22 protein-coding genes are annotated in these 23172 nt (G+C 72.9%); 5 read left to right on the forward strand and 17 right to left on the reverse strand.

The features are described from left to right. Window positions 1-9 precede the first annotated feature (9 nt). The 3 genes from ACY34K_RS28800 to ACY34K_RS28810 all read left to right on the forward strand — a co-directional run bounded on the left by ACY34K_RS28800 (window position 10) and on the right by ACY34K_RS28810 (window position 1682). Window positions 10-345, forward strand: coding sequence for a DUF952 domain-containing protein (locus ACY34K_RS28800; protein ID WP_462752326.1), 336 nt, complete (start codon window positions 10-12; stop codon window positions 343-345). A 104-nt stretch (window positions 346-449) separates the two neighbouring features. Further along, window positions 450-917, forward strand: a complete 468-nt coding sequence (locus ACY34K_RS28805) for a Rieske (2Fe-2S) protein (RefSeq protein WP_462752270.1) — start codon at window positions 450-452, stop codon at window positions 915-917. A 21-nt stretch (window positions 918-938) separates the two neighbouring features. After that, window positions 939-1682, forward strand: a complete 744-nt coding sequence (locus ACY34K_RS28810; RefSeq protein ID WP_462752272.1) for a nucleotidyltransferase domain-containing protein — start codon at window positions 939-941, stop codon at window positions 1680-1682. On the opposite strand, the gene ACY34K_RS28815 is transcribed toward ACY34K_RS28810, so the two are convergent. The 14 genes from ACY34K_RS28815 to ACY34K_RS28880 all read right to left on the reverse strand — a co-directional run bounded on the left by ACY34K_RS28815 (window position 1608) and on the right by ACY34K_RS28880 (window position 16937). Then, on the reverse strand, window positions 1608-2363 hold the full coding sequence (locus ACY34K_RS28815; protein WP_462752274.1) for a nucleotidyltransferase domain-containing protein: 756 nt from the start codon (window positions 2361-2363) through the stop codon (window positions 1608-1610). The two genes, ACY34K_RS28810 and ACY34K_RS28815, sit on opposite strands and share 75 nt — an antisense overlap. 4 nt (window positions 2364-2367) lie before the next feature. Further along, window positions 2368-3384 (reverse strand): ADP-ribosylglycohydrolase family protein, encoded by a 1017-nt coding sequence (locus ACY34K_RS28820; RefSeq protein WP_462752276.1) that lies wholly within the window; start codon window positions 3382-3384, stop codon window positions 2368-2370. Further along, the gene (locus ACY34K_RS28825) at window positions 3381-4136 is read right to left on the reverse strand and encodes an NUDIX hydrolase (RefSeq protein ID WP_462752278.1); all 756 of its coding nucleotides are present in this window, start codon (window positions 4134-4136) and stop codon (window positions 3381-3383) included. Before ACY34K_RS28825 ends, ACY34K_RS28820 begins: the two co-directional genes overlap by 4 nt. Then, window positions 4133-5215 (reverse strand): AAA family ATPase, encoded by a 1083-nt coding sequence (locus ACY34K_RS28830; protein ID WP_462752280.1) that lies wholly within the window; start codon window positions 5213-5215, stop codon window positions 4133-4135. Before ACY34K_RS28830 ends, ACY34K_RS28825 begins: the two co-directional genes overlap by 4 nt. Further along, window positions 5212-5865, reverse strand: coding sequence for a nicotinamide riboside transporter PnuC (gene pnuC, locus ACY34K_RS28835; RefSeq protein ID WP_462752282.1), 654 nt, complete (start codon window positions 5863-5865; stop codon window positions 5212-5214). Before pnuC ends, ACY34K_RS28830 begins: the two co-directional genes overlap by 4 nt. 124 nt (window positions 5866-5989) lie before the next feature. Further along, window positions 5990-7078, reverse strand: a complete 1089-nt coding sequence (locus ACY34K_RS28840) for a pseudouridine synthase (protein ID WP_462752284.1) — start codon at window positions 7076-7078, stop codon at window positions 5990-5992. Further along, window positions 7078-7680, reverse strand: coding sequence for an SMC-Scp complex subunit ScpB (gene scpB, locus ACY34K_RS28845; RefSeq protein ID WP_462752286.1), 603 nt, complete (start codon window positions 7678-7680; stop codon window positions 7078-7080). The genes ACY34K_RS28840 and scpB overlap by 1 nt, the downstream gene beginning before the upstream one ends. Further along, window positions 7680-8948, reverse strand: a complete 1269-nt coding sequence (locus ACY34K_RS28850; RefSeq protein ID WP_462752288.1) for a segregation and condensation protein A — start codon at window positions 8946-8948, stop codon at window positions 7680-7682. Before ACY34K_RS28850 ends, scpB begins: the two co-directional genes overlap by 1 nt. A 53-nt stretch (window positions 8949-9001) precedes the next feature. Continuing rightward, window positions 9002-9580: a hypothetical protein gene (locus ACY34K_RS28855; RefSeq protein ID WP_462752290.1), complete on the reverse strand. Its 579-nt coding sequence runs from the start codon at window positions 9578-9580 to the stop codon at window positions 9002-9004. Further along, window positions 9565-10734 (reverse strand): ParA family protein, encoded by a 1170-nt coding sequence (locus ACY34K_RS28860; protein WP_462752292.1) that lies wholly within the window; start codon window positions 10732-10734, stop codon window positions 9565-9567. Before ACY34K_RS28860 ends, ACY34K_RS28855 begins: the two co-directional genes overlap by 16 nt. Window positions 10735-11084: 350 nt before the next feature. Beyond that, a complete protein-coding gene (ald, locus tag ACY34K_RS28865; RefSeq protein ID WP_462752328.1) occupies window positions 11085-12200 on the reverse strand; it encodes an alanine dehydrogenase in 1116 nt (371 codons plus the stop codon). Between the two features lie 142 nt (window positions 12201-12342). Beyond that, the gene (locus tag ACY34K_RS28870) at window positions 12343-14379 is read right to left on the reverse strand and encodes a tetratricopeptide repeat protein (protein ID WP_462752294.1); all 2037 of its coding nucleotides are present in this window, start codon (window positions 14377-14379) and stop codon (window positions 12343-12345) included. A gap of 181 nt (window positions 14380-14560) precedes the next feature. Further along, window positions 14561-15187 (reverse strand): NUDIX domain-containing protein, encoded by a 627-nt coding sequence (locus ACY34K_RS28875; RefSeq protein ID WP_462752296.1) that lies wholly within the window; start codon window positions 15185-15187, stop codon window positions 14561-14563. An 85-nt stretch (window positions 15188-15272) separates the two neighbouring features. Continuing rightward, the gene (locus ACY34K_RS28880; protein WP_462752298.1) at window positions 15273-16937 is read right to left on the reverse strand and encodes a CTP synthase; all 1665 of its coding nucleotides are present in this window, start codon (window positions 16935-16937) and stop codon (window positions 15273-15275) included. Window positions 16938-17331: 394 nt separating this feature from the next. Between ACY34K_RS28880 and ACY34K_RS28885 the strand changes: the two genes are divergently transcribed. Both ACY34K_RS28885 and ACY34K_RS28890 read left to right on the forward strand, forming a co-directional pair. Further along, on the forward strand, window positions 17332-19134 hold the full coding sequence (locus ACY34K_RS28885) for a glycoside hydrolase family 15 protein (RefSeq protein WP_462752300.1): 1803 nt from the start codon (window positions 17332-17334) through the stop codon (window positions 19132-19134). Window positions 19135-19377: 243 nt separating this feature from the next. Next, window positions 19378-21006: a PucR family transcriptional regulator gene (locus tag ACY34K_RS28890; RefSeq protein WP_462752302.1), complete on the forward strand. Its 1629-nt coding sequence runs from the start codon at window positions 19378-19380 to the stop codon at window positions 21004-21006. 19 nt (window positions 21007-21025) lie between these two features. Here the strand turns inward: ACY34K_RS28890 and ACY34K_RS28895 are convergent, their stop codons facing one another. From ACY34K_RS28895 to ACY34K_RS28905, 3 genes are all read right to left on the reverse strand, one after another. Then, complete coding sequence (locus tag ACY34K_RS28895; RefSeq protein ID WP_462752304.1) at window positions 21026-22105, reverse strand: glycosyltransferase family 4 protein; 1080 nt, start codon at window positions 22103-22105, stop codon at window positions 21026-21028. 90 nt (window positions 22106-22195) lie between these two features. Further along, window positions 22196-22930 (reverse strand): hypothetical protein, encoded by a 735-nt coding sequence (locus ACY34K_RS28900; protein ID WP_462752306.1) that lies wholly within the window; start codon window positions 22928-22930, stop codon window positions 22196-22198. 10 nt (window positions 22931-22940) lie between these two features. Beyond that, entirely contained in the window at window positions 22941-23123 is a 183-nt protein-coding gene (locus ACY34K_RS28905) for a hypothetical protein (RefSeq protein WP_462752307.1), read from the reverse strand. Window positions 23124-23172: the final 49 nt, after the last annotated feature.

Consider the following 23172-nt stretch of genomic DNA (forward strand, 5'->3'; position numbering starts at 1 on the left):
ACTGTCGGCATGCTGCTCCATGTCGTGCCCCTGACCGACTGGTCCGCCGATGCCGCCGGCCCGTACCGCCCGGCCTCCCTGGCCTCCGAGGGTTTCGTGCACTGCTCGGCCGACGAGGCCTCGGCGCTCACCGTCGCGGACGCCCACTACCGGGACGTGCCGGGGCCGCTGCTGGTGCTGCTGATCGACGAGGAGCGGCTGGCGGCGGAGGTGCGCTGGGAGGGGTCCGGGGAGGAGGTCTTCCCCCATGTGTACGGGCCGGTGGAACGGGACGCGGTCGTGGAGGTGCGGGAGGTGCGCCGGGACGCGGACGGCCGGGCCACCGGACTCGCCCGCCGGCCGTGACGGGTCCCCGGGTGTGCCGTGACTGGGTCCCCCGGGTGGTTCGGCCCGTCCCCGGCCCGCCCGGTTGCTTCGTCCGGCGCGGCCGGCGGTCCAGGATGGCGCGCATGAGTCCAGCCCCCACACCCCGCCGTACCGTCCTGACCGCCGCCGCCACCGTCGCGCTCGCGGCGGGATGCGGGGACGACGGCGGTGACACCGCGACCACGAGCCCCGCTCCCCCCACCGGTCCCACGGATGCGTCGCCTCCCGCGACGGGGGCGCCGGTGTCGCCGTCGGCCCCTGCCACCGGTGAGCTGACCCGGGCCGCGGACGTCCCGGTCGGCGGCGGCACCATCTTCAAGGAGCGGAAGGTGGTGGTGACGCAGCCGCAGAAGGGGCAGTTCAAGGCGTTCTCGGCGGTCTGCACCCACCAGGGCTGCATCGTCGCCACGGTCGAGAACGGCACCATCAACTGCGCCTGCCACAACAGCAGGTTCAGCATCACGGACGGCGCGGTCGAGCGGGGCCCCGCCACGAGGCCGCTCCCGGCCGAGGACATCACTGTGTCGGGGGACTCCATCAGCCTGGTGTGAGGGCCGTCTAGGGTCGGAGCCATGACCCCCGAAGAGCTGGTGCGCGACCACACGATCTACTCCTGTGTCATGGGGTCGCGCGCCTTCGGACTGGCCACCGACGACAGCGACACGGACGTGCGCGGTGTGTTCCTCGCCCCGACACCGCTGCAGTGGCGCTTCGACAAGCCGCCGACGCACATAGAGGGCCCCGCGGAGGAGCAGTTCAGCTGGGAGCTCGAGCGCTTCTGCGAACTCGCGCTGCGGGCCAACCCGAACATCCTGGAGTGCCTGCACTCCCCACTGGTGGAGCACATCGACGACACCGGCCGTGAACTGCTCGCGCTGCGGGACGCGTTCCTCTCCCGCCGGGTGCACCAGACGTTCGTGCGTTACGCGGACGGCCAGCGCAGAAAGCTCGAGGCGGACGTCCGCCGGCACGGCGCGCCGCGCTGGAAGCACGCCATGCACCTGCTGCGTCTGCTCACGAGCTGCCGGGACCTGTTGCACACGGGCGTCCTGGTCATCGACGCCGGCCCGGATCGCGACCGCCTTCTCGCGGTCAGGCGCGGCGAGGTGCGCTGGCCGGAGATCGAGGCGTGGATGGGCCGCCTCGCCGCCGAGGCCGACGAGGCGGCCCTCACCACCCCGCTGCCGGCGGAGCCGGACCGCGGGGCGGTCGAGGACTTCCTCCACCGCATCCGCCGGGCCTCAGCGTTCCAGGCGTACGCGGACGACGAAGTCGTGCAGCGCGTCGTGCGCGACGGGGGCGCCGGGCAGCGCTGAGGCCGCCCGCGCCTCGTCGAGGACACCGTGCAGCGCGTCGATGTCGGCCCGCACCCGCTCGGTGTCGACTCCGTGCGCGGCCCCGTGTTCGGCGTCCGCCTTGGCGGCGATGAGCTCGGCCACGTACTCCGGCGCCGGGACGCTTCCCAGCAGCGTCGGCAGGTGGGCGACGACCTCACCGGCACGCATGAGATGGATCCCGGTGAGGAGGGCGCGGAATGTGTAGAGCAGGGGCTTGAGCTCGCCGGTCTTCTCGAACAGCCGCCACTGGGTGGCCGCGAATCCCCTGTAGTGGTGGGCGTGGTGGGTGGTGAGCACCCCGGGCGCCAGCGCGATCAGCTCCGCGTGGGCGTCGGTCGTGTGGGCGACCAGCGGGGAGAGCAGCTGCTCCAGTACGTATCCGTTGCGCCGCAGCATCAGCCGCACGAACTTCCGCAGGTCGTGCGTGACGAGATCCATCTCGGTGCCGTCCCGGTCCCACATGCGGGACCTGGTCTCCTCCGGCTCGCGCAGTCCTGTCAGCGCCTCGACCGGCAGCAGGTGCGCACCGCGTACGTCCACGTCCGAGTCACGGGACGGGAAGCCGTACAGATGCGCGCCCGAGACGGTGGCGAACAGCAGAGGGTCGGGCTGTTCGGCGACGACGGCGCCGAGGCCGGGGAGGTCGAGGAGTCCTGTCATGCGGTCAAGCGTCCCAGAGCGCTCCGAGTGTCAGCAGCTCGCTGCGGTACTCGATCCGTTCCGACCATTCCTTCGGCCAGGCTCCGGCGCCCAGGTGGGCGCCCGCGAAGGCGCCGGTGAGGCAGGCGATGGAGTCGGAGTCGCCGCTCGTGCAGGCCGCCCTGCGCAGGGCGGTGACGGGCTCGTCGGGGAAGAGCAGGAAGCAGAGCAGGGAGGTGGCCAGGGCCTCCTCGGCGATCCAGCCCGCGCCGGTCAGCAGGCAGGGGTCGGTCTCCGGGTCGGCGGTGTCCAGGGCCGCGGCGACGGTGTCCAGGGCGTGCAGGCACTCGTCCCAGCCGCGTTCGATGAACTGCCGGGGCGTGGCGTCGTGGGAGCGGGTCCACAGGTCGCCGAGCCATGTGGCGTGGTAGCGGGAGCGGTTCTCGTACGCGTACGCGCGCAGCCGGCTGAGGAGGCTCGTCGGCGAGGTTCCCCGGGTCAGCAGATGGACGGCCCGGGCGGTGAGGTCGGAGGCGGCCAGGGCCGTGGGGTGGCCGTGGGTGAGCGCGGACTGGAGCTGGGCGGCGCCGGCGCGCTGTTCGTCACCGAGGCGGGGCACGAGGCCCAGGGGCGCTACGCGCATGTTGGCGCCGCAGCCCTTGGAGCCGATCTGGCTGGCCTCCTGCCAGGGAAGGTCGCTGTCGAGCTTCTCGCAAGCGACCAGGCAGGTGCGGCCGGGGGCCCGGTTGTTGTCGGGTGAGTGGTACCAGGCGACGAATTCGTCGCGGAGGGGCCGGGTCAGCCGCAGCGGGTCGAGCGCCCCGCGGTCCATGGCGGTGCGGACGGCGCGCGCCACCGCGAGGGTCATCTGGGTGTCGTCGGTGACGAACGCGGGGGTGGGCAGCCGCATGCTCCGCCACGGACCGAAGGTGGCGAGGATGCGCGGGACGTCGTTGAACTCGGTGGGGAAGCCCAGGGCGTCCCCGAGCGCGAGTCCGACGAGGGAGCCGGTGGCGCCCTGCTTGGTGAGGGTCCTGGTCATGATCGTGTCTCCCGTCCTTCCGGTCGCAGCAGTGGCGGGTGCAGGGCCGTGGCCTCCCCCGCCCGGTAGAGAGCGGCCGGTTTCCCCCGTCCGCCGGTCAGGCGCGGCGGTCCTGCCACGGCCTGGACGAAGCCGGGCGTGGCGAGGACCTTGCGCCGGAAGTTGGGGCGGTCGAGCTCGACGCCCCACACCGTCTCGTACACCTGCCGCAGCTCGCCGAGCGTGAACTCGGGCGGGCAGAAGGCGGTGGCGAGGCAGGTGTACTCCAGCTTGGCGCCGACGCGTTCGTGGGCGTCGGCGAGGATCGTGTCGTGGTCGAAGGCCAGCGGGCCGCCGTACTCCCCGTAGGGCAGCCACTGGGCGTGCGCCGCGTCGCCGCCGCCCCGTGGCTCCGGCAGGTCGGGCACGAGCGCGGTGTACGCCACGGAGACGACCCGCATCCGGGGGTCGCGGTCCGGGTCGCTGTAGGTGGCCAGCTGCTCCAGGTGGAGGCGGGCCGCGGTGTCGTCGGACAGGCCGGTCTCCTCGGCGAGTTCGCGCCTGGCCGCCTGCCCGGCGGATTCGCGGGGCAGTACGAAGCCGCCGGGCAGCGCCCAGGCACCTCGGTACGGCTCCTGGCCGCGCTGGACGAGCAGCACGTGCAGCCGCTCCTCGCGGACGGTGAAGACGGCGAGGTCGACGGTGACGGCGAAGGGCTCGAAGGCGCGCGGATCGTAGCCCTCGGGGCGCTCGGCGCGCGGCCGGCCGTTCACCGGGTCTCCGGGAGGGGCGCGGCGAACTCCCAGCCCTCGGCGAGCAGCGCGTCCACCGCGCGCACGGCCGTCGCCAGCCGCTGGTCGCGGGGGCCGGTGAGGAGGACCGTACGCCGTCCGGTGGCGGCGAGCCGCTCGGCGAACCGCCCGGTCATCCAGGGCCGCAGGTGTGCGCCGTCGCGCAGTCCGTCGTCCTCGAACGGCACGCCCTCGTGGTCGGTGAGCAGCCACAGGTGGCCGCGCCGGTCGCGTTCGGCGATCGACTCGACCTCCGGGTGGGGGCCGCCGAGGTACCGTTCGTGCCAGACGGTGGTGGCGAAGGCGTCGGTGTCGCAGACGAGCAGGGGCGAGCCGGTGCGTGCGGCGGCGTCCTCCAGTTCGGTCTGCCGGCGGGCGATGAGCGGGAACTCCGCGCTGTGGAAGGTCACGTCGTCCCAGGTCGCTCCGGGCCGCTCGGCCTTGAGGGCGGCCAGCTTCCGCTCGCTGAACTCCCGGCCGTACTCGGGGACGCAGCGGGTCCGTGCCCAGATGCCGCCGCGGCGCCGGTAGTGCTCGGCGAGTGCCGTCGCCATGGTGGTGGTTCCGGTGGACTCGGCTCCCAGGACGACGACGCGGCGGGCGAGCGCGGCCCGTACGGGCGGCTCCAGGAAGTCCCAGCAGCCGACGGGGTCCTTGCGGACGGCGGTGCCGGAGACCGGGAAGACGGTACGGCCGGGGTCGACGCACACCGCTTCGGCGCCGAGCCGGCGGCCGAGCTCCTCGCCGTACGCCTCGGAGGTGAAGACGGCGTCCACGGGCTCGGGCACGGCCGCGCGGAAGATCTCCACATGGGCGGCCCACACGTCGGGGTCCGTGAGGTCGACGGGGACGTTGTCGACGGTGCCCACGATCCGGGCACCGGGGTGTGTCTCGCGCATCCACGCCACACGGTCGGCGAGCGGGACGGACTCCACGTCGGCGGCGCACACGAGGACGGTGAGCCGCTCGCAGCGGTCCTGCGCCGTCCGTACGAGATGGTGGTGGCCGGCGTGCGGCGGATAGAACTTGCCCAGCACCAGGCCGTGCCCGTAGCGCTTCATGCCGCCACCTCCGCGAGCGGGGTCCGCCGGTGGCCGAGGTCCCGGGTCCAGTTGCGCAACCCCATGACGCAGAGCGTCATGAACCCGACGTACAGCAGGGAGGTCAGGTACAGCTCCTTGTAGGCGTACAGCGGGACGTACACCACGTCGGCGGCGATCCACAGCCACCACGACTCCAGCCGCTTGCGGCACTGGCCGTAGGTGGCCATGAGGGAGAGGGCGGTGGTCAGGGCGTCCCAGAAGGGGACCGTCGAGTCGGTGGCCCGGTCGAGGAGCAGGGTGAGGGCGAGGGTCCCCACCACCCCCGCCGCGAGCAGCCACGTCCACTCGGTGCGCGAGGTGCGGCGCACCGGGAGGGCGTCGGAGCCTGGTCCACCCCCGTGGGTCCAGGTCCACCAGCCGTACACGGCGAGGGTGATGAAGACGATCTGGAGGCCCGCGTCGGCGTACAGGCCCGCCTGCCAGAACAGCAGGATGAACAGGACGTTGTTGGCGATGCCGATGGGCCAGTTGGCGATGTGCTGGCGGGCGACGAGCCACACGCACAGCGCGCCACTGCCGAATCCGAGGACCTCGGTCCAGCTGACCGGCGTGTCGAGCACGGTGAACAGCGGCTGCTGCAGGGGGCCGAGGATGTCCGCGAGTCGCACACCCACCTCCTTAAGAGTCAACTTGACTATAAATGGAGAGGGGCGGGTGCCACAACCACGAAAACCCGCGACCGTGGGACGGTCGCGGGCTTTCGTGCGGTTGTGACCCGGTGAAGGCCGGTTTCTACAGGCCGACTTCCTTCATCAGCATGCCGACCTCGGTGTTGGTGAGGCGGCGCAGCCAGCCGGACTTCTGGTCGCCCAGCTGGATCGGGCCGAAGGCCGTCCGCACCAGCTTCTCCACCGGGAAGCCCGCCTCGGCGAGCATGCGGCGGACGATGTGCTTGCGGCCCTCGTGGAGGGTCACCTCGACCAGGTAGTTCTTCCCGGTCTGCTCGACGACGCGGAAGTGGTCCGCGCGGGCGTAGCCGTCCTCGAGCTGGATGCCCTCCTTCAGACGCCTGCCGACCTCGCGCGGGAGCGGTCCCTGGATGGCTGCGAGGTAGGTCTTCTGCACGCCGTACTTCGGGTGCGTGAGACGGTGGGCCAGCTCGCCGTGGTTGGTGAGCAGGATGATGCCCTCGGTCTCGGTGTCGAGCCGCCCGACGTGGAAGAGCCGCGTCTCACGGTTGGTGACGTAGTCGCCGAGGCACTGGCGGCCGTCGGGGTCCTCCATCGTCGAGACGACGCCCGCCGGCTTGTTCAGCGCGAAGAAGAGGTGAGACTGGGTGGCCACGGTCAGGCCGTCGACCTTGATCTCGTCCTTCTCGGGGTCGACACGGGTGCCCTGCTCGATCACGATCTTGCCGTTGACCTCGACACGGCCGGCGTCGATCAGCTCCTCGCAGGCGCGCCGCGAGCCCATACCGGCCCTGGCCAGCACCTTCTGCAGCCGCTCGCCCTCCTGCTCCCCGAAGGTCTTGGGCGTCTTGATCTGCGGCTTGTTCGCGTACCGCTCCCGGTTGCGCTCCTCGGTCCGGGCGTCGTACTCCCGCGAGCGCGCCGGGGCTGTACGGCCGCCGCCGCGCTGCGGGGACTGCCGGGGGCCGCCCTTCGCCCCGCCGCGGGCCGACGCGCCGCGTCCCCGGCGCGGGGCATCGGCGTCGCCGCCGACGTCGTAGGTGCGCTCCTCGGGGCGCGGGCGCCGCGGGTTCACCCCGCGCTTGTCGTCGCGCTTGTTCCCGGCGCCCCGGTAGTTGCCGCGGCCCGCGCTCTTGCCACCACGGCTCCCGCCGTTGTCTCCGCTGCTGTTCCTGCCGCTGCTGCTTCGCATCAAATATCCGTCTTGTCGTCTGCGTCCTCGGAATCCGGTGCATCCGGATCGAACGACGGGACCCCTTCCTGGGTCTCGGCCTCGATCGCGTCCGCCTCGGGGAGGAAGGGCGCGAGCTCCGGGAGCTCGTCCAGGCCACGCAGGCCCATCCGCTCCAGAAAGTAGTTCGTCGTCCTGTACAGGATCGCACCTGTTTCGGGTTCCGCGCCCGCCTCCGCCACCAGCCCGCGCTGAAGGAGGGTGCGCATGACCCCGTCGCAGTTCACCCCGCGCACCGCCGAGACCCTCGACCGGCTCACCGGCTGGCGGTACGCGACGACGGCGAGCGTCTCCAGGGCCGCCTGCGTGAGCCGGGCCTGCTGGCCGTCGAGGACGAAGGCCTCGACGGCCGGCGCGTACTCGGCGCGCGTGTAGAAGCGCCACCCCCCGGCGACGAGCCGCAGCTCGAAGCCCCGCCCCTGGACGGCGTACTCGTCGGCCAGCTCGCGCAGCGCGTCCGCGACCTCCCGCACCGGGCGGTCCAGCACTTTGGCGAGGTGCTCCTCGGTGGCCGGCTCGTCGACCACCATGAGGACGGCCTCCAGCGCCGGCTTCAGCTCCATCACGCCTTCTCCTCCTCCACGAGCCGGTCGAACTCGTCCGTCACCTCGGCGGTGCCCTCCCCGCCCGTCCAGCGGACCGTGAGCTCGCCCAGGGCGTCGTCCTGGTCCAGGGCGACGGCCTTCTCCCGGTAGAGCTCCAGCAGGGCGAGGAAGCGGGCGACGACGGTCAGTGTGTCCGGGGCGTCGTCGGCGAGCTCCCGGAAGGTCGCCTCGCCGCGCTCCCGCAGCCGGGCGACCACGACCCCGGCCTGCTCCCTGACGCTGACGAGCGGCGCGTGGATGTGGTCGACGTACACCTGCGGCTTGGCCTTGGGCTGCATGGCCTTGACCGCGAGCTTCGCGAACCCCTCGGCGCCGATGCTGATGACGACGTCGGGCAGCAGCTCGGCGTGGTGCGGCTCCAGACCGACGGTGCGGGGGTAGCGCTTGCCCTCGCTCTCCAGCCGCTCGCCGAAGATGTCGGCGACCCGTTTGTACGCGCGGTACTGCAGGAGCCGGGCGAAGAGCAGGTCCCGCGCCTCCAGCAGCGCCAGGTCCGCCTCGTCCTCCACCTCGGCGGCGGGCAGCAGCCGGGCGGCCTTGAGATCGAGCAGCGTGGCCGCGACGACGAGGAACTCGGTGGTCTGGTCGAGATCCCAGTCGGGCCCCATGGCACGGATGTGCGCCATGAACTCGTCGGTGACCTTGGAGAGGGCGACCTCGGTGACGTCCAGCTTGTGCTTGGAGATCAGCTGCAGGAGCAGATCGAAGGGCCCCTCGAAGTTCGCCAGCCGCACGGTGAACCGCCCGTCCCCCACCTCCGCGGGGACGGCGGCCGGAGACTCCGGCATTCCGTCCGCGGCACCGGCTTCCGGCACCGGACCGGCGCCCGGCGCGCGGGCCGCCTCCTGTGCGGGGCCGGGTCCCGGAACGGGCGGCGCCCCGGGCACGGCGCCGGCGGCCGGCTGGGGAGTGGCTTCGGGCACCGGGGCGAGGTCCGGTGCGGGCACCGGGGCGACGTCCGGTGCGGGGCCGGGCGACGGCGGCGGGGCCGGCTGACGCGTCGGGGCAGTTTCCGCCGCGGGGGCTTGCGGCGCCGGGGGGCTCTGCGGGGCCGCCGGCCGCGGTTCGGGGTGTCCTGGGGCCTCCGGGGCCGGGCGCGCCTCCGCGTCGACGGGAGCGGCCTCCAGGGGCGTCTCCGGGGGCGGAAGAGAGGGCCCCGCGGGCGCCGTGCCCGGGCCGCGGCCCAGGGTGCGGCGGCGGGGCGTCGGGGCGTCGGTCGGGGGCATCGTGGTCCAGGGGGCGGGGCGGAACTACGGGCGGCGGCCCGCGCAGGCTACCGTCAGCGCCCGCGCAGGCGCCGCACCAGGATGCTCGCGTCGCCCCGCGACTCCAGGTCCGCCAGCACGACGGCGACCGCCTCGCGGACGATCCGGCCGCGGTCCACGGCCAGCCCGTGCTCGCCGCGCAGCACCAGCCGCGCGTGCTCGAGGTCCATCAGTTCCTCGGCCGAGACGTAGACGGTGATCTTCTCGTCGTGTCGCTCGCGCCCGCTGGGCCGCCGGTTCGCCGCACGCCCGCGGCGCCGCGCCGGGGCCGCGGCCGGCTTCGCCGGGGCGGAGGCGGGGGCGGACGTGGCGGGCGAGGAGCCGTCGCCCGCGCGGCTGCGCGGCTCCGCCGCGTCCGCCGTGGCGGCCGAGTGCTCCTCGGCGGCCGGGGCCGGGGCCGACGGCGCGCCGGAACCCGCGCCCTCGCCGGCCCGCTCCGCGGCTGCCGGGTCACTCTCCCCGGCCGGCGCCGGAACCCGCGGCTCGCCGTTCGTGCCGCCGGCCTGGCGCCTGGGGGACGACGCCTGCAGCGCCATGCCCCCGGTCGTACGGAACAGCTCGTCGGCACCGGGCAGACTCACTCGGCGTGACACCGGGCGAGCACCTCCCTGGCGAGCTGGCGGTAGGCGGCCGCGCCTACGGAGTTCGACGCGTACGTGGTGATCGGCTCACCGGCGACCGTGGTCTCCGGGAAGCGCACGGTCCGGCCGATCACCGTGTGGTAGACGTGGTCGTCGAATGCCTCGACCACGCGCGCGAGGACCTCACGGCTGTGCACGGTCCGCGAGTCGTACATCGTGGCGAGGATGCCGTCGAGCTCCAGGTCGGGGTTGAGCCGCTCCTGGACCTTCTCGATCGTCTCGGTCAGCAGCGCCACACCGCGCAGTGCGAAGAACTCGCACTCCAGCGGCACTATCACCTTGTGGGCCGCGGTCAGCGCGTTGACGGTCAGCAGACCGAGCGAGGGCTGACAGTCGATCACGATGTAGTCGTAGTCGTTCAGCAGCGGCTTCAGGGCACGCTGCAGCGTGGACTCGCGCGCGACCTCGCTCACCAGCTGGACCTCGGCGGCCGAGAGGTCGATGTTGCTCGGCAGCAGGTCCATGTTGGGCACGGCGGTCTTCAGCAGGACCTCGTCCGCCGACATGCCCCGCTCCATGAGCAGGTTGTAGACGGTGAGGTCGAGCTCCATCGGGTTCACGCCGAGACCGACCGACAGGGCTCCCTGCGGGTCGAAGTCGACGAGCAGCACCCGGCGTCCGTACTCGGCGAGTGCGGCACCCAGGTTGATGGTCGACGTCGTCTTGCCGACGCCGCCCTTCTGGTTGCACATCGCGATGATCTTCGCGGGACCGTGATCGGTCAGCGGTCCGGGGATCGGGAAGTACGGCAGGGGCCGTCCGGTGGGGCCGATCCGCTCGCGGCGCTGCCGGGCAGCGTCGGGGGCGAGGGTGGCCGCGTACTCCGGGTCGGGCTCGTACTCGGCATCGGGGTCGTAGAAGTGCCCCTCGGGCACTTCGTCGTAGGCGGCGAAGTGGGTGGACTCTCGGCCACTCTCGTTGCCGGCCATGGCGTTCACGTGTTGGCCGTCCATCATCTTCATCGTGTGGGCTGTCGTCATGGGCTGGTGTGTCGCGAAGGTGCGGACAGCGACGGAGCCGACAGCCTCGGGCCCGGACGAAGGACCATGGCCCGTCGCAGGGGTTCCTGGTTGACCACCCCCGGGAGTAAATGTCGACTCATTCACAAGTCGTCTTACCTCCTTGGATGTGACCAGGAAACTTATCGATAGGTCAGCGTGGCACCATGCCGACGATTGGCGACTCTATGGCGTGTCACCGCTCCGCAGCAACACAATCGCCCGGACACGGGCCGATGTGTCGGCAACGGAACACCTCCCTGTCAAGGGCGCACGGCCATTCATCGACACGTTTCGCGGGTGTGCGAAACGGTTAAAGGGTTACGTTCGAGGCGACTTGACCAGGCGTCGCCGCGTGGCCGGACACACATCCGGCCGGACCTCGTCGAACAAGGTCCGGCCGGATGCGCGCGGTTGACGGCCCCCGTTGACGGATGCGGGCTGTCGTGCTGAACGGGTCAGCCGATGAGCGAGTTCAGCTCGACGTGGTCGAGACCGTGGGCCTCGGCGACCTCCCGGTAGACGACCTTGCCGTCATGCGTGTTGAGGCCCCTGGCCAGCGCGGCGTCGCGGCGCAGCGCCTCCACCCAGCCGTTGTTGGCCAGCGAGACGATGTAGGGCAGCGTCGCGTTGGTGAGCGCGTAGGTGGAGGTGTTCGGCACCGCGCCCGGCATGTTGGCCACGCAGTAGAAGACCGAGTTGCGCACGGTGAACGTCGGCTCGGCGTGGGTGGTCGGACGGGAGTCCTCGAAGCAGCCGCCCTGGTCGATCGCAATGTCGACAAGGACACTTCCGGGCTTCATCTTGGCGACGAGCTCGTTGGTGACCAGCTTCGGGGCCTTGGCGCCCGGGATGAGGACGGCGCCGATGACGAGGTCGGCCTCGACGACGGCCTTCTCGAGCTCGAAGGCGTTGGAGACGATCGTCTGCACCTTGGTGCCGAAGACCTTGTCCGCCTCGCGCAGCTTGTTGATGTCCTTGTCGAGCAGGGTCACGTGGAAGCCCATGCCGACGGCGATCTGGGTGGCGTTCCAGCCGGAGACGCCGCCACCGATGACCACGGCCTTGCCGGCGTGGGTGCCGGGGACGCCGCCGGGGAGCACGCCGCGGCCGCCGACCGAGCGCATCAGGTGGTAGGCGCCGACCTGGGGGGCCAGCCGGCCCGCGACCTCGGACATCGGGGCGAGCAACGGCAGCGCGCGGTTGGCGGTCTCCACCGTCTCGTACGCGATGGCGGTGGTGCCGGACTCCAGCAGGGCGTCCGTGCACTCGCGGGACGCGGCGAGGTGCAGGTAGGTGAAGAGGGTCTGGTCCTTGCGGAGGCGGTGGTACTCCTCGGCGATGGGCTCCTTGACCTTCAGCAGCAGGTCGGCGGTGGCCCAGACCTCGTCGGCGGTGGGCAGGATCCGCGCACCGGCGGCGACGAACTCGTCGTCCGTGATCGAGGAACCGACACCGGCGTTCTGCTCGATGAAGACCTGGTGACCGTTGCGCACGAGCTCGTGCACACCGGCAGGGGTGATGGCCACCCGGAACTCGTTGTTCTTGACCTCGCGGGGGATGCCGACCTTCACGTCGATCACGGTCCTTGGCGTTGGGGGTACTGGGGCAATGCAATACATACCCGGACGCACGGGATGCACCGGGACAGACCACGTTCAACCGCGGCTCACCCAGTCTATTGAAGGACTTCCCGTTGTCTAGCCTTGCAAAGCATTAATCTTTGGCTGAAGCACTGCGGATTTCGTAGGCCACCCCATCTGCGGACCCTTCCGTTCCGATCAGCCGATCAGCCGCCGCCCTCTGCAGCCGGGCGGCGGCGGGATCGCCGAGCCGGTCGAGCGTGTCGGCCAGCCTGAGCCGCAGCGCCGCGAGAAGCCGCACGTCCTTGGCGCGCCGTGCCCACTCCACCGCCTCCTCGCAGGTGCGCAGCGAGTCCTGCGGCCGCCCCGCGTACTCCTGCACCCGCGCCGTCTCGCTCAACGCCCTTGCGTGTCCCGCGACATCGCCGAGACGGCGATATCCGGCCGCGGCCGCCCGCCAGCTGCGCAGCGCCTCGCCGTACCGGCCCGCGTAGGTGTGCACGGCCCCGAGCCGGCCGTACAGCCGCGCCTGGTCGGCCCGCTCGTCCCGGGCGAGACGGTGAGTGAGGGCCCTCCCGTACCAATCGGCCGCCCGCTGCCAGTCCCCCAGCTCCTGATAGGCGCCCCCTACGGATTCCATCGCACGGCCGATCGCGTACGGGTCGGATGCGTCGCGTCCGGCGTCCAGGGCCGACCGGTACCGCAGCAGGGCGTCCTCGGTCCGGCCGGTGTGGGCGTCCAGGTCCGCGAGGTTCAGCAGCGCCGCGGCGCGCTCCCGGTGGAGTCCGCGCCGCTCGGCCACGTCGAGGACGAGCTGGTGCAGCCCGTACAGCTCGGGCGCGGCCGCCTCGGCGCCCCGGTGGGCGGCGAGCGCCCGTACCAGGGCCGCCACCAGCCGCCTGGCCAGGGTGTCGAGCTCGCCGTCGGCGACCGCGAGCCGGGCGGAGGCCAGCAGGGCGGGCTGCCGGGTGCGCAGCCACTCCGCGGCCGCGGCCCTGCTCGGGAACCGCAGCGCCCGCGGCAGGCCGGCGAGCTTCCGCCGGGCGGCGGAGCCCTCGTGCTCCGTCACCGCCCGGCAGGACTGCAGCAGCCGTACGGTCCGCTCCAGCATCCGGGCCCGCGCCAGCTGCACCTCGGCGGGCCGGTCCTCGCGCTCCAGCAGCCCGCGCAGCAGTGGTACGAGGCAGCCCGGGACCTCGTACTGACCGGCGTCCCCCTCGCGCACCAGGCCGAACGCGGCGAAGCCCTCCAGTGCCGACCCGGCGGACTGCACCGAGCAGCCGGCCAGGGCGGACGCGGTGTGCGCGTCGGCGAGCCCGACCGGAGCGAGCGCGAGGAGCCGCAGGATGCGCGCGGCGGACGGCGGCAGGGCCTCGTAGGCGAGGCGGAAGGCACGGGCCAGCGGGCGCAGGCCGACCGGCCGCTCGGGGTCCTCGGGCAGCGCGCGCAGCCTCTTGGTGAGGTCGGCCACGGACGACATGGGCCGGGCCGCGAGCCAGCCGCCGGCCAGCACCAGGGCCGCGGGCTGGCCGCCGCACAGCTCGGTGAGCGTCTCGGCGGCCTGCGGGTCGACGGTGATGCGCACCGAGCCGGTGAAGCCGTCGAGCAGCTCGATGGCGGACTTGGCGTCGAGCCCGCCGACCGTGCAGGGCCGTACGTCGGGGATGCCGGTGAGCGGTCCCCGGGAGACCGCCACGACCAGGCAGCCGGCGTTGTCCGGCAGCAGGGCGTCGACCTGTCCGGCGTCGGCGGCGTCGTCGAGCAGCAGCAGGACCCGCCGCCGGCCGAGGGCCTCGCGCAGCAGCCCGGCCAGCTCGTCCGCGCCGGCCCCGGCGGGAGTGCTGATCCGGAGGGCGTCGAGGAGTTCGCGGGCGGTGCGCTCGATCGGCACGCGCCCCCCGCCCGGTTCGGTGAGCCGCGCACGCAGGACCCCGTCCTCGTAGTCCCCGGCCACCTCCTGGACGAGCCGCTCCGCGAGCGCGGTACGGCCGCTGCCCGGCCGGCCGGCGATGAGCAGCACCCGCGCCCGGGGCACCTTGCGGCCGGCGAGGGTGTCGAGCCCGGCGCGTTCGATGTCGGCCCGCAGTTCCTTCAACTCACGCTGACGCCCGAAGAACTGACCCCGTGACGGCTTCGCCCCGCCGTCGAGGTCCACCGCCTGATCCGTCACGGGTCACGCTCCCGTCCACCTGCACGAGCTGATCCCGCCGGGTCTCCGTACGGGTGATCCGAGGGTAGTTCAGACGGGTGGGCCACTCCGGGGGCGCACGGCGGCAGCGGTCCGCAGATCGCCCGATCGGATCAGCCGATCGTCACATCTTTGTCTCGGGCTCGGTTCGCTCGCCCTCCGGTCACGCCCGGAACGGCCGGGCGGGCCAGGGGGCCTCGGCGGGGCGCAGGGCGTCCAGGCCGTCGCCCGCGCGGGCCGCGAGTACCGAAAGCACACCGACGACCAGGCAGTTGTTGTGCAGATCACCGGCGAGGGCCCCGCGCGCCAGCTCGGCCAGCGGCACCCGGGCGAGCTCCATGTCGGCCTCTTCCTCGGCGACCTCGAAGCGCACCCCTTCGGCCTCCGACAGGCCCCGGGCGAGGAAGATCCGCACGGCCTCGTCGCAGCCGCCGGGCGTCGTGTACACGTCGGTGAGGACATGCCACCGCTCGGCCTTGACGTGGGCCTCCTCGTACAGCTCGCGCACCGCCGCGTTCAGCGGGTTCTCGCCGGGCACGTCCAGCAGGCCCGCCGGGATCTCCCAGAGCTTGTGGCGCACCGGGTGGCGGTACTGGCGCAGGACCAGGACACGGTCCTCGTCGTCGAGGGCGAGGACCGCCACCGACCCGGGGTGGACCTGGTAGTCACGGCGCACGACGGCTCCGTCCGGCATGACCACGTCGTCGGTGCGGACACTGGTCTTGTTGCCCCTGAAGGGGGTGGCGGTCGCGGTGACCCGCCATTCCTCGGGCGTGTCCTTGATGGTCATGTGAGACGTCCTCCCTCGTACACGCGAAAAACCGGGGCACGCACCCGCGAGGGCACGTACCCCGGTCAACCGTATCGCCCGCGGGTCACTCGCCCGTCTTGCGCGCACCCTGCTGTCGTTCGACGGCCGCCTTCACCAGGCCCGCGAAGAGCGGGTGCGGGCGCGTGGGACGCGACCGCAGCTCCGGGTGGGCCTGGGTGGCCACCAGGTAGGGGTGGACGTCACGCGGGTACTCGACGTACTCGACGAGCTTGTTGTCCGGGGAGGTGCCGGAGAAGACGATGCCCGCCTTCTTCTCCAGCTCCGCGCGGTAGGCGTTGTTCACCTCGTAGCGGTGGCGGTGGCGCTCGTCGACGTAGGGCTGGTCGCCGTAGACCTCGCGCACGATGGAGCCCTCGGCGAGCTTGGCCGGGTACAGGCCCAGGCGCATCGTTCCGCCCAGGTCGCCTGCGCCCTCGACGTACGCCAGCTGCTCCTCCATCGTCGAGATGACGGGGTGGGCGGTGGCGGGGTCGAACTCGGTGGAGTTGGCGTCCGTGATGCCGGCCAGGTTCCGCGCGGCCTCGACCACGATGCACTGCAGGCCCAGGCAGAGGCCCAGCAGCGGGATCTTGTTCTCGCGGGCGTACTGGATGGCGCCGACCTTGCCGTTGACGCCGCGCTCGCCGAAGCCGCCGGGGATGACGATCGCGTCGACGTCACCGAGCTGCTTGGCCGCGCCGGCCTGGGTCTTGCAGTCGTCGGAGGTGACCCACTTGACCTTGACGCGGGCCTTGTTGGCGAAACCGCCGGCGCGCATGGCCTCGGTCACCGACAGATAGGCGTCCGGCAGGTCGATGTACTTGCCGACGAGCGCGACCGTGACCTCGTGGTCGGGGTTGTGGACGCGGTCCAGCAGGTCGTCCCAGGTCGTCCAGTCGACGTCGCGGAACGGCAGGTCCAGCTTGCGCACCACGTAGGCGTCCAGGCCCTCGGTGTGCAGCACCTTCGGGATGTCGTAGATCGACTTGGCGTCGATCGCCGCGACCACGGCCGCCTCGTCGACGTCGCACATCAGCGAGATCTTGCGCTTGATCGCGGTCGGCACGTCGCGGTCGGCGCGCAGGACGATCGCGTCGGGCTGGATACCGATGTTGCGCAGGGCCGCGACCGAGTGCTGGGTCGGCTTGGTCTTCAGCTCGCCGGAGGGGCCGATGTACGGCAGGAGCGAGATGTGTACGACGAAGACGTTGTCCCGGCCGACCTCGTGGCGGACCTGGCGGACGGTCTCCAGGAACGGCAGCGACTCGATGTCGCCGACCGTGCCGCCGACCTCGGTGATCACGACGTCGACGTCGTCGGTGGCCATGCGGCGGATGCGGTGCTTGATCTCGTTGGTGATGTGCGGGATGACCTGGACGGTGTCGCCGAGGTACTCGCCGCGCCGCTCCTTGGCGATCACCTGGCTGTAGACCTGGCCGGTGGTGACGTTGGCCGAGCCGTCGAGGTCGACGTCGAGGAAGCGCTCGTAGTGGCCGATGTCCAGGTCGGTCTCGGCGCCGTCGTTGGTGACGAACACCTCGCCGTGCTGGAAGGGGTTCATCGTGCCCGGGTCGACGTTCAGGTACGGGTCGAGCTTCTGCATCGTGACCCGGAGGCCCCGCGCCTTGAGGAGCGCACCCAGGCTGGAGGCGGTCAGGCCCTTGCCGAGGGAGGACGCGACACCCCCGGTGACGAAGATGTGCTTGGTCGTCGTGGATTTGGGCGGCATGGCCAAGAGGGGGCTCCCGTGGTCGCGTTCTGGAGGTGCGTACCGGCGTCCGGTCCGGAGGATTCCGGGGGTGCCGTCGCTGCGGTTCGGGGGCCGCCGATTCGAGGTGCGGCGCCCACCGGTCCACGGGCTACCAGGGTATCAGCGACAGGGAGCGACCGCTTCCGGCCACGCGGGCACGGCCCTCGGCCACGCCCGGGCCGGTCCGTCGCCACGCGCGGCACACGGATTCGCACACGCTGCTACTAGCTCACCCGTTCGGCTCAATACCTCTACCAGGACGATCACACGGGAGGTCTGGCCACGTCGTATTCTGCTCTGACATTCTCCCTGACCCCAGACCCCCCAGTAAGCGCCCCGCGGGGCGACGTGGCCGTTCGACTGGAGATTGCACGTGGCCGGGCGCATCGAGGACTACGCACTCATCGGAGACATGCAGACCGCCGCCCTGGTCTGCCGGGACGGCACCGCGGACTGGCTGTGCCTGCCCCGCTTCGATTCGCATGCCGTCTTCGCAGGGCTCCTCGGAACCGAGGAGCATGGATTCTGGCGGATCGGACCGGCGCACCCGGAGGACGCCGAGCCCCCGGCCGCCGACCGGCGCCGGTATCTCGGGGACTCGCTCGTCCTCGAATCCGAGTGGGACACGCCGCGCGGCACCGTGCGCGTGACCGACTTCATGCCGCCCCGTGACGGGGCCCCGCAGCTGGTGCGGATCGTGGAGGGCGTGAGCGGCCGGGTGCGGATGCGGTCCGCGCTGCGGATGCGGTTCTCCTACGGCCGGATCGTGCCCTGGGTGCACCAGATCGACGGCCGGACCGTCGCGGTCGCCGGTCCCGACTCCATCTGGCTCGACACGCCCGTCGAGACCCACGGCGAGGACCTCACCACGTACTCGGACTTCACCGTCCGGCAGGGCGACCGGGTCGCCTTCACCATCAGCTGGCAGCCCTCGCACCACCCGCAGCCGCCGCTGGCCGACCCCGAGGGGGCGCTGGAGGCCACCACGGAGTTCTGGCGCGAGTGGGTCGAGCACTGCACGTACCGCGGGCCCTACCGGGAGGCCGTGGTCCGCTCGCTGATCACGCTCAAGGCGCTGACGTACGCGCCGACGGGCGGCATCGTCGCCGCGCCCACCACCTCCCTCCCGGAGGACATCGGCGGCGTGCGGAACTGGGACTACCGCTACACCTGGCTGCGGGACGCGGCCATCACCCTCTCCTCGCTGCTGCGCACCGGCTACCGCGAGGAGGCACGCGCCTGGCGCGAGTGGCTGCTGCGCGCGGTGGCCGGCGACCCGGAGAACCTGCAGATCATGTACGGCATCGCGGGCGAGCGCGAGCTCGGCGAGGCCGAGCTGGACTGGCTGCCCGGCTACGAGAACTCCGCCCCGGTGCGCGTCGGCAACGGCGCCGCGCACCAGCTGCAGCTGGACGTGTACGGCGAGGTCACCGAGGCCCTGCACCTGGCGCACATGACGGGCCTGGCCCGCAGCGACTACGCCTCGCTGCTCCAGCTGAAGCTGATCAACTACCTCGAGGACCACTGGGACCAGCCCGACGAGGGCATCTGGGAGGTGCGCGGTCCGCGCCGGCACTTCGTGCACTCCAAGGTGATGGCGTGGGTCGCGGTCGACCGGACGATCAAGCTGATCGAGTCCGGGGACGTGGACGGCCCGCTGGAGCGCTGGCGGGATCTGCGCGACGAGATCCACCGGGACGTCTGCGAGAAGGGCTACGACCCGGAGCGCAACACCTTCACGCAGTCGTACGGCTCGAAGGAGCTGGACGCCTCGCTGCTGCTGATCCCGCAGATGGGCTTCCTGCCGCCGGACGACAAGCGGGTCATCGGCACGATCGAGGCGATCCAGCGGGAGCTGTCCACGGAGGACGGCTTCATCCTGCGCTACCCGACGGAGGGCGCGGAGGAGGGCGTGGACGGGCTGCCCGGTGACGAGGGCGCCTTCCTGGCCTGCTCGTTCTGGATGGCCGACGACCTGGCGATGATCGGCCGGGTCGACGAGGCCCGCAGGCTGTTCGAGAAGCTGCTGGCACTGCGGAACGACCTGGGTCTGCTGGCCGAGGAGTGGGACCCCCGGCTGCAGCGCCAGGTCGGGAACTTCCCGCAGGCCTTCAGCCACGTCCCGCTGATCGACACGGCGCTGCGGCTCACGGCGTCCGGCGCGTACGGCGGCTAGGGCGCGTTTCGAGAGTCCCGTCCGGCCGGGGGCGTCTGGCACGCACGCTCGCGGCGTTGTCGGTCGTCGGCGCAGCCCGCTGCGCTCACCTCCGGGCGACGCCTGCCGCGTGAGTGACGTACGCCACATCCGGCGGGGGCCCGTGCAAGTGTGGTGCCCGTGCGACGAGTTGTCGGGCGCCGCGGGCACTTGTCACCGCGGGGTGATGTCGCCGGAACAGAGCCCCGGGTAGCGTCCGAGGGCATGGACGAACAGGGCGGGATCACCGTGCAGCGGGCGCTGGAGCTGCCCGGGCTGCGCGGCGGGCTCCCGGAAGTGGTGGCCGGAGCGGACCGGCTGCACCGCACGGTGCGCTGGGTGCACGCCGGTGAGGTGCCGAACATCGCGTCGCTGCTGAAGGGCGGCGAGCTGCTGCTGACGACGGGGCTGGGTCTCGGCACCCGGCCGGCCGAGCAGCGGGCGTTCGTGCGGCGGCTCGCGGAACGGGGCATCGCGGCGCTGGTCGTGGAGCTCGGGCCGAGGTTCTCGCGGCTGCCCGCGACGATCGTGGAGACGGCACGCGCCGCGGGCCTGCCGTTGGTCCAGCTGCACCGGGAGGTGCCGTTCGTCTCGGTGACGGAGGAGGTCCACACCGAGATCGTCAACGGGCACTACGCGCTGCTCCGGCAGGCCGAGGAAGTGCACCGGCGGTGCACGGAGGCGCTGCTCGGCGGCGGTGGGGTGCCGCAGGTGCTGCGGATCCTCGCCGACTTCACCGCCAACCCGGTCTTCCTGGAGACGGCGGACGGCTCCCTGCTGTACGCCTCCGGGACGGAGTCGGGGCCCGTGTGCGCGGACCCCCTGCAGGTGTGGGAGGGGCTGCGCGGGCAGCGGGCGGCCCGTGAGGCGGGACCGCCGGCCGGCTCCGTGCTGGTGGACGTGCCCGGCGGCGGCCCGGGCGCGGGCTCGGTGCGCGCGCGGCTGGTGCTTCCGGCCGTGTCCGGTGTGCTGCGGCCGGTGCACCGGATGGCGGCGGAGCGGGCGGCGGGCCTCCTCGCGGTGGTGCTGATGCAGGCCCGGCAGGAGGAGGAGCTGGCGGCGCGGGGGCGCGGCGACTTCCTCACGGACCTGGCGGAGGGCCGGATCACGGCGGAGGACGCGCCGGCGCAGGCCCGTGTCCTGGGTTTCAAGCCCGGCGACGGGCCCTTGCTGCCGGTGGTGATGCGGCTGGGCCCGGAGCCGTCGCCGTCCGGGAACTGGGCGCTGCTCGCGCGAGCGGTGCTGGAGGAGCTGGCGTCGGTGGGCGTGCCTGCGCTGCTGGGTGTCCGGCCGGTCGAGGGCCGCGTGCCGGTGCTGCTCGGACTGCGGGCCGAGACCGAGCGGACGGCGGTCGCCGACCGGGTGGCGGCGGCGCTCCGGGCGGGCCTGGAGCGGGCCGGTATGGAGCGGCCCGGGGCGCACCCGCCGGTCGTGGTGGTGGGCGTGGCGGGCGGTTGGGCGGCGGCCTCGGCGGGCCTGCGGCACGCGGCGGAGACGGCGACGGCGGCGCAGGGCCTGCCGGACCGGCCCTGGTACGACGCCCGGCGCCTGGACATCGACCTGCTGCTGTGGAGGCTGCGGGAGCACCCCGATCTGGCGGCGTTCGTCGACCGGGCGATCGGTCCGCTGCGGGAGCACGACCGGACGTCCCGGCCGGCGCTGCTGCCGACGCTGCAGACGTATCTGGCGCACGCGGGCCGCAAGGCGGAGACGGCGCGGGAGCTCCATCTGAACCGGCAGACGCTCTACAACCGGCTGGCCCGGATCGGCGACCTGCTGGGCACGGACCTGGACGACCCGCAGACCGTCCTCGCCCTGTCGCTGGCGCTGCGGGCCCGCCGTTACACGACATGACGCCGTGGCGGCGGCCCCGTCAAACGCGCGCGCACAGCTCGTCGTAGACGCTCAGGACCTGGGCGATCGTCTCGTCCTCGGTCGGCCAGGTGCCCGCCTGGGCCCGGCCGGCCGCGGAGAGGGCGGTGCGCCGGGCGGGATCCGCGAGCAGGGCGGTGACGGCTGAGGCGAGGGCGGTGGCGTCGCCGTAGGGGACGAGGACCGCGGCGTCGCCGACCAGTTCGGGCACTCCTCCCACGGCGGTGGCGACCAGCGGGACGCCCAGGCGCAGCGCTTCCTGGGCGAGCGGGGCGCGGGCCTCCCAGCGGCTCGGGAGCAGCGCGATGTCGGCCGCCGCGAGCAGCGAGGTGACGTCCTCGCGGCGGCCGAGCAGCCGCACGGGCAACTCCTCGGTGTCGATCCGGCGTTGCAGGGGGCCCCGGAGCCGGCCCTCCCCGGCGACGGCGACGAGCGGTACGGGCTCGTGGCCGAGCCACGCCCGGGACGCGTCGAGAAGGGTGTCGTAGCCCCGGTGCGGTTCGAGCGCGCCGACGGCCATGAGCAACGGCCGGTCCATGGCTCCCAGTTCCGCCCGGGCCTTGCCGTCGTGCACGTCGGCACCGCGCGGGGCGGCCGGTATGGTGACGGGCCCCAGGCGGGCGTCGCGGGCACCCCTGCGGCGGGCCCGGTCGACGAGTTCGGACGAGGTGCCGAGCACGACGGACGCCGCCCGTGCGGCCTTGCGTTCCATGAGCCGGAGCAACTGCCCCCTGGCGCCCGACGCGTGGCCGCGCGTGTGCCAGGTGACGACGAGCGGTACGCGGCGGGAGCCGATCGCCAGCGCCGCCCGGAGCGCCGCGTGCAGTCCGTGGGCGTGCACCACGTCCGCGTCGGCGCAGGCGGCGCGCAGCGACCCGATGGCCAGCGGGTCGCCGCGGCGCGGCACGGGAACGAAGTGCGCCCCGGCGCCGAGGTAGTCGTAGTCGTGGTCCAGTTCGGCCGGGGCGCACACGGTCACCCGCAGGCCCCTTGCCACGAGCCCGGCGGCCAGTGATCTGACATGAGCGCTGCTGCCCGCGCTGCCGCCGCCCAGCACTTGGACCGTACGCAGCTGTGTCACGCGCCCAAGAATGCCAGCCCGTACGCACGTTCCGGCACCGGCGCGGCAAAGCACCCGTGTCGCTGGGCAATAACGGTCACCCGATATCACTCACACGGGTGATCCGGCGAGTCGGCTGACCTGTTCCCCGCACATGGCTGCGGCGACCACCGCGGCGGCATGGGCGATGAGTCCGAGGCGTCCGTTGCCGGTCGCGACGGCGGCGCCGAGAGCCGCGCCGAGCGCGTGGGCTCCCGTGTCACCGAGCATGGTGCGCTCCCCGAGGTCGTCGGCGAGGATCGCGGCGGCGGCGCCCATCGGCGCGGCGGCGAGCGGCCCGCGCAGCAGCCCGGGGGCGCCTGCGGCGAGGACGGTGAGGGCGGCGCGTCCGGGGCGTACGTCCACGAGGTTGACGAGGTGCGCGGTGCCGGCGATCACCACACCGGCGAGGATCTTGTCGACGGGCTTCTCCTTGAGCAGCGCCCCCGCGACGAGCCCGGCGGCGCCGATCCCGAGCAGCTTGACCGCCCCGCTGGTGACCTCACCGGCCCGCAGGGCACCGAGGTGGGCACGGAACCCCCGCCGGTGGTCGCCCCGCATGTCGTCGTACGCCCCGCACGCCCCGGCGGCGAGGACGGCGAACGCGGCGGGTCCCCGCCCGGCGGCGGGAAGGGCCCCGAGCGCCGTGCCGAGGGCCGTGGCGGGCCCGGCGTACAGGTCGACGGTCCGCCCGGCGTGGTTCCGCCGCTCCCACCGCTCGTCCCTGCGGCGGCGCAGACCCGCGTAGACGGCCCTGGTGGCACCGGCGGCGAGCCCGAACGCGGTCAGCCTGCTGATTCCGATCATGGGAAACACCCTACGAGGAGTGTCCGGCGGCACCGGAGCCCGGCTCCGGCGGGATGCGCGCCGCGGGGGCGGTCGGCGCCGCCGGCCCGTGCTCGCCTCCCTGCCGGCCCGGTGTCGTGGGGTTCTCCTCCAGGAGGATCGGTGGCGTGGTCGACCGGTCCGGCACGCCGCGCACGCCGCGATGGATCGCCACGGGTGCGCCATGCTCGGCACCGGGCCGGGTCGCGGGGCCGGCCCGGCCG

It is taken from the genome of Streptomyces sp. STAM6 (assembly GCF_054963715.1).

Bases quoted from the DNA above. Each gene is read 5' to 3' on its own strand.
- ACY34K_RS28800 (WP_462752326.1), top strand. From the start codon at position 10: ATGCTGCTCCATGTCGTGCCCCTGACCGACTGGTCCGCCGATGCCGCC.
- ACY34K_RS28805 (WP_462752270.1), top strand. From the start codon at position 450: ATGAGTCCAGCCCCCACACCCCGCCGTACCGTCCTGACCGCCGCCGCC.
- ACY34K_RS28810 (WP_462752272.1), top strand. From the start codon at position 939: ATGACCCCCGAAGAGCTGGTGCGCGACCACACGATCTACTCCTGTGTC.
- ACY34K_RS28815 (WP_462752274.1), bottom strand. From the start codon at position 2,363: ATGACAGGACTCCTCGACCTCCCCGGCCTCGGCGCCGTCGTCGCCGAA.
- ACY34K_RS28820 (WP_462752276.1), bottom strand. From the start codon at position 3,384: ATGACCAGGACCCTCACCAAGCAGGGCGCCACCGGCTCCCTCGTCGGA.
- ACY34K_RS28830 (WP_462752280.1), bottom strand. From the start codon at position 5,215: ATGAAGCGCTACGGGCACGGCCTGGTGCTGGGCAAGTTCTATCCGCCG.
- ACY34K_RS28840 (WP_462752284.1), bottom strand. From the start codon at position 7,078: ATGCGAAGCAGCAGCGGCAGGAACAGCAGCGGAGACAACGGCGGGAGC.
- scpB (WP_462752286.1), bottom strand. From the start codon at position 7,680: ATGGAGCTGAAGCCGGCGCTGGAGGCCGTCCTCATGGTGGTCGACGAG.
- ACY34K_RS28850 (WP_462752288.1), bottom strand. From the start codon at position 8,948: ATGCCCCCGACCGACGCCCCGACGCCCCGCCGCCGCACCCTGGGCCGC.
- ACY34K_RS28875 (WP_462752296.1), bottom strand. From the start codon at position 15,187: ATGACCATCAAGGACACGCCCGAGGAATGGCGGGTCACCGCGACCGCC.
- ACY34K_RS28880 (WP_462752298.1), bottom strand. From the start codon at position 16,937: ATGCCGCCCAAATCCACGACGACCAAGCACATCTTCGTCACCGGGGGT.
- ACY34K_RS28890 (WP_462752302.1), top strand. From the start codon at position 19,378: ATGGACGAACAGGGCGGGATCACCGTGCAGCGGGCGCTGGAGCTGCCC.
- ACY34K_RS28900 (WP_462752306.1), bottom strand. From the start codon at position 22,930: ATGATCGGAATCAGCAGGCTGACCGCGTTCGGGCTCGCCGCCGGTGCC.